The sequence below is a fragment of the Mesorhizobium sp. WSM4976 genome, from assembly GCF_029625685.1.
Lineage (GTDB): Bacteria > Pseudomonadota > Alphaproteobacteria > Rhizobiales > Rhizobiaceae > Mesorhizobium.
Window position 1 is genome coordinate 1 of the sequence record NZ_JARTVT010000072.1, and the last position, 4,313, is coordinate 4,313.

Sequence of the window (4,313 nt, forward strand, 5' to 3'; positions counted from 1 at the left end):
CTTCCGCTTCATCTGTCCGTCCTTCAATCGAGGCCGGACTCTAACTCCAGGTGGAGGAAAAACTCAGTGGCAGGTCAATCTACACCGAAGCGGAAGGCCGTGAAGAAGCCGGCGTGATCGAGCTGGAGATTGACGGCGTCGCCATGCGCGTCGGCCGTGGCGCCGACGCCAGGACGGTGGCGGCGGTGGTCCGTGCGCTGAAGGCGCCGTCGTGGTCGAGCCGACGGGTACGGTTAGGTAATGGTCCGAGATACCCTCTCGACGAACCCCTTCGATCCCGTCAAATTCGAAACCTACCTCATCTGACAGAACGGGCTGTGATCTCCACTATCGAAGAAGAATCGCGCAATCGCGGCAACCTTGCCTATTGCAATCCTGTCCCGACCCTTTGGTGCAGATAGGTGGGCTCAAAATCTCCGGCTCGAACGAGCCCAGCCCAGTCCACTGCATGGAATCGCGTGCCCTCGGTGAATATCAACTCGTTGCGCCGAAGCTCCTGGAGCACTCGGTTCACGTGGACGGTTGATAACCCCAACGCGTCCCCAAGCGCACCCTGCGTGATCGGAAGGTTGGCCACATGGTCCGCAATGAGACCCATTGAGTGAAGGCGGAAAATGAATTCGCACAGAATGTGAGCCATTCGGGCATAGGCGTCGCGCCGCCCAAGGTTAGTGACCCACTCTCTATATACCGCCGCATCCACAAGCGTGGCACGCCAAAGGATATTTGCTATCGAGGCGTGTTGGTCGCAAATTGCTCGAAGCGCGTCATGGCGCATGAAGCCCACTCTGGCAGGCGTGAGTGAGGTGAAGGCACAATCCAAAACAGTCAAGTGCATTCCGTGCAGATCAGGAATGTCTCCCGGGATAAAAAACGACGTGATCTGCCGTTTGCCTTCACCAGTGATTTTTGTGGATCCCACCATGCCCTCTAAAACCGCGAAGGATTGCGTGGGCCGATCTCCCTCGCGCACTATATCTTGGTTGGCATGGAAAGCCCTCTGTTGCACGGGAATGCTTTCCAGGATTTTGACGTCCGATGGTGTAATGTCCGAAATGATCTGCAGTTTGCGGACAAAAACATGCGGTGAATAGTGCACCAATTTCCCTGACCAGATTGCCTCAGTCGTAGAACTTTCGTGGAACGCTAATGTTCCATCCCGGCCGATAACCGTCGAAGGACGAGACCTCAAGCCTAAGGAGGCGGTCTGGTGGCCAATTAGGCGATGCCATCTGCCGCAAATCACGTCGTGCCAAGCTGGCATTTTCGCTGAAACTCGGTAGAGATTCCGTTCCCTTAAATCCAGGAGCCATTGCGTGGCAAATGAACCAGCGACCTCACAGACCCTATTGGTCGCGCTGACTGCCGATATCGTGTCGGCATATGTCGGCAACAACGCTGTACCAGTCGCGTCATTGCCCGATTGGTTCCAAGCGTAAATTCGTCGCTGGCGAAAATTGGAGCCGCCCAATGGCGACCGGCGACCCCAAGCCTGCCGAACACCGGGAGCAACGTCGGTTCACGCACGGCCTTCTCCTGGCGCCAAGGTCTCAGTATCCCATTCCGCCCATGCCGCCGCCGCTAGGTGAAGGTGCGGCATCCTTGGGAGGAATGTCGGTGATCATGGCTTCGGCGGTGATCAAAAGCGCTGCGATCGAGCCGGCATCCTGCAGTGCCGTGCGCACCACCTTTGCCGGATCGACGATGCCTGCCTTGATCATGTCGACATATACTTCGTTCTGGGCGTCAAAGCCCTGATTGTGGTCCTTGCTGTCGGCAAGCTTGCCGACGACGATCGACCCTTCGACGCCGGAATTCTCAGCGATCTGGCGCATCGGCGCTTCGAGCGCCCGGAGCACGATCGAGATGCCCGCGGTGACATCGGCATTGGCGCTCGTCAGGCCCTTGAGCGCCGACCTGGCGCGCAGCAGCGCCACGCCACCGCCGGGCACGATGCCTTCCTGGACAGCCGCGCGCGTGGCGTTCAGCGCATCGTCGATACGGTCCTTCTTTTCCTTGACTTCCGACTCCGTGGCACCGCCGACGCGGATCACCGCAACGCCGCCGGAGAGCTTGGCCAGCCGCTCCTGCAGCTTTTCCTTGTCGTAGTCGGAGGTGGTTTCCTCGATCTGGCCCCTGATCTGGGCGACGCGCGCCTGGATGGTGGCCTTGGTGCCGGCGCCGTCGATGATCGTGGTGGTTTCCTTGTCGATCAGCACGCGCTTGGCGCGACCGAGCATGTCGATGGTGACGTTTTCGAGCTTGATGCCGAGATCCTCCGAGATCATCTGGCCGGCGGTGAGCACGGCGATGTCTTCCAGCATCGCCTTGCGACGATCGCCGAAGCCCGGCGCCTTGACGGCCGCGACCTTGAGGCCGCCGCGCAGCTTGTTGACGACCAGCGTGGCCAGCGCCTCGCCTTCGACGTCCTCGGAGATGATCAGCAGCGGCCTACCGCCCTGCACCACCGCTTCGAGGATCGGCAGCATCGCCTGCAGATTGCCGAGCTTCTTCTCGTGGATAAGCACATAGGGCTCTTCCAGTTCGACGCGCATCTTGTCGGCATTGGTGACGAAATACGGGCTGAGATAGCCGCGGTCGAACTGCATGCCCTCCACGACGTCGAGCTCGGTCTCGGCGGTCTTGGCTTCCTCGACAGTGATGACGCCGTCATTGCCGACCTTGTCCATGGCCTTGGCGATCATCTCACCGACGCTGGCATCGCCATTGGCGGCGATGGTGCCGACCTGCGCGATCTCGGCCGACGACTTGACCTTCTTGGCCCGCGCCTTGATTTCCTCAACCACGGCAGTGACCGCCTGGTCGATGCCGCGCTTGAGGTCCATCGGGTTCATGCCGGCCGCGACCAGCTTGGCGCCTTCGCGCAGGATCGAGGCGGCCAGCACCGTGGCGGTGGTCGTGCCGTCACCGGCAAGGTCGTTGGTCTTCGAGGCCACTTCGCGCACCATCTGGGCGCCCATGTTCTCGAACTTGTCGGTAAGCTCGATTTCCTTGGCCACCGTCACACCGTCCTTGGTGATGCGCGGCGCGCCATAAGCCTTGTCGATGATGACGTTGCGGCCCTTGGGGCCGAGCGTCACCTTGACGGCGTTGTTCAGGAGCTCGACGCCGCGCAGCATGCGGTCGCGCGCGTCGGTGGAGAATTTGATTTCCTTGGCAGACATGATCGTTGATCCCGTTCGAAAATTTGGAGTGCGTCGATTGCCGTGAAGCCTGCCCGGTCAGGCAGCGTTCTTGACGGCCACTGTCTTGTCGACAATGCCGGTCTCGCTCTTGTCGATGATGCCCATGATGTCGGCTTCCTTCATGATTAGAAGGTCCTCGCCATCGATCTTGACCTCGGTGCCCGACCATTTGCCGAACAGGATGAAGTCGCCGGCTTTCAAATCGGGCACGATCAAGGCGCCGCTTTCGTCGCGTGCGCCCGGGCCGACGGCGATCACTTCGCCTTCCTGCGGTTTCTCTCTGGCATTGTCGGGAATGATGACGCCGCCCTTGGATTTGGTATCGCCTTCGGCGCGGCGAATGACGACGCGGTCGTGGAGTGGCCGGAATTTCATGGGGAACTTCTTTCTGTGGCCGGCATGGGCGGCCGCTGCCTGTGTATAGGCGCGTTGGCACTCGATAGATAGGAGTGCCAGAATTATTTCTCGCCAAGGGCCAAGAATTTCAGTGGAACAATTCGAGCCGCACAGAACTTCATCCGCACTGGTGGAAAACTTTCTGCCGGTTTGAATTTCGTAGGCGCGCATCTGTTATTTCAGGCAAAAATAATAAAAGGCGTCGCGACCTTGTGTGGAACTCAAATGAGGCGCATGGGTGAAATTCGTTGATTTGGTCGAGTTGGCTTTGTGTCAGAGCCCCGCCATTCACCACTTTCTCGAAAACGAGTGCATGCGCCGGTCCGGCGCACATTTCGTTCCGTTCGAACCCCTGGAATGACATCGACGCTGACCACGGATGTACTGGCAGCATCGGGCATCATTCCGGTGGTGACGTGCCTCCGGTTTTTCGGACCGTTCTGACCTGGAATTTTCCACTTATGATCCCGATGACGGGAGAAGGAGAGTTCCATGAAGAAGTCGAAGTTCTCGGAGGCGCAGATCGCATTCATTTTGCGCCAGGCGGATGAAGGAACGCCTGTCGCGGAGGTATGTCGCAAGGCCGGCATCTCCGACGCGACGTTCTACAACTGGAAGAAGCGCTATGGCGGTTTGACGCCGTCGGAGGTCAAGCGCATGCGCCAGCTCGAGGACGAGAACAACCGGCTGAAGAAGATCGTCGCCGACCTG

General features: G+C 59.4%; 4 protein-coding genes. 1 reads left to right on the forward strand and 3 read right to left on the reverse strand.

The genetic code is table 11. The annotated features are described in order from the left end of the window. Nucleotides 1–364: 364 nt before the first annotated feature. The 3 genes from P9272_RS35570 to P9272_RS35580 form a co-directional block, all read right to left on the reverse strand. A complete protein-coding gene (locus P9272_RS35570) occupies nt 365–1,099 on the reverse strand; it encodes a Crp/Fnr family transcriptional regulator (protein ID WP_278164858.1) in 735 nt (244 codons plus the stop codon). A 451-nt stretch (nt 1,100–1,550) separates the two neighbouring features. Beyond that, entirely contained in the window at nt 1,551–3,185 is a 1,635-nt protein-coding gene (gene groL, locus P9272_RS35575; protein WP_278164852.1) for a chaperonin GroEL, read from the reverse strand. 57 nt (nt 3,186–3,242) lie between these two features. Then, complete coding sequence (locus P9272_RS35580) at nt 3,243–3,581, reverse strand: co-chaperone GroES (RefSeq protein WP_278164854.1); 339 nt, start codon at nt 3,579–3,581, stop codon at nt 3,243–3,245. A gap of 513 nt (nt 3,582–4,094) precedes the next feature. Between P9272_RS35580 and P9272_RS35585 the strand changes: the two genes are divergently transcribed. Beyond that, nucleotides 4,095–4,313, forward strand: a 219-nt coding sequence (locus P9272_RS35585) for a transposase (protein WP_278164856.1), incomplete at its 3' end; no start/stop codon positions are given.

Coding starts and splice junctions, on each gene's coding strand:
- groL (WP_278164852.1), bottom strand. CDS start 3,185: ATGTCTGCCAAGGAAATCAAATTCTCCACCGACGCGCGCGACCGCATG.
- P9272_RS35580 (WP_278164854.1), bottom strand. CDS start 3,581: ATGAAATTCCGGCCACTCCACGACCGCGTCGTCATTCGCCGCGCCGAA.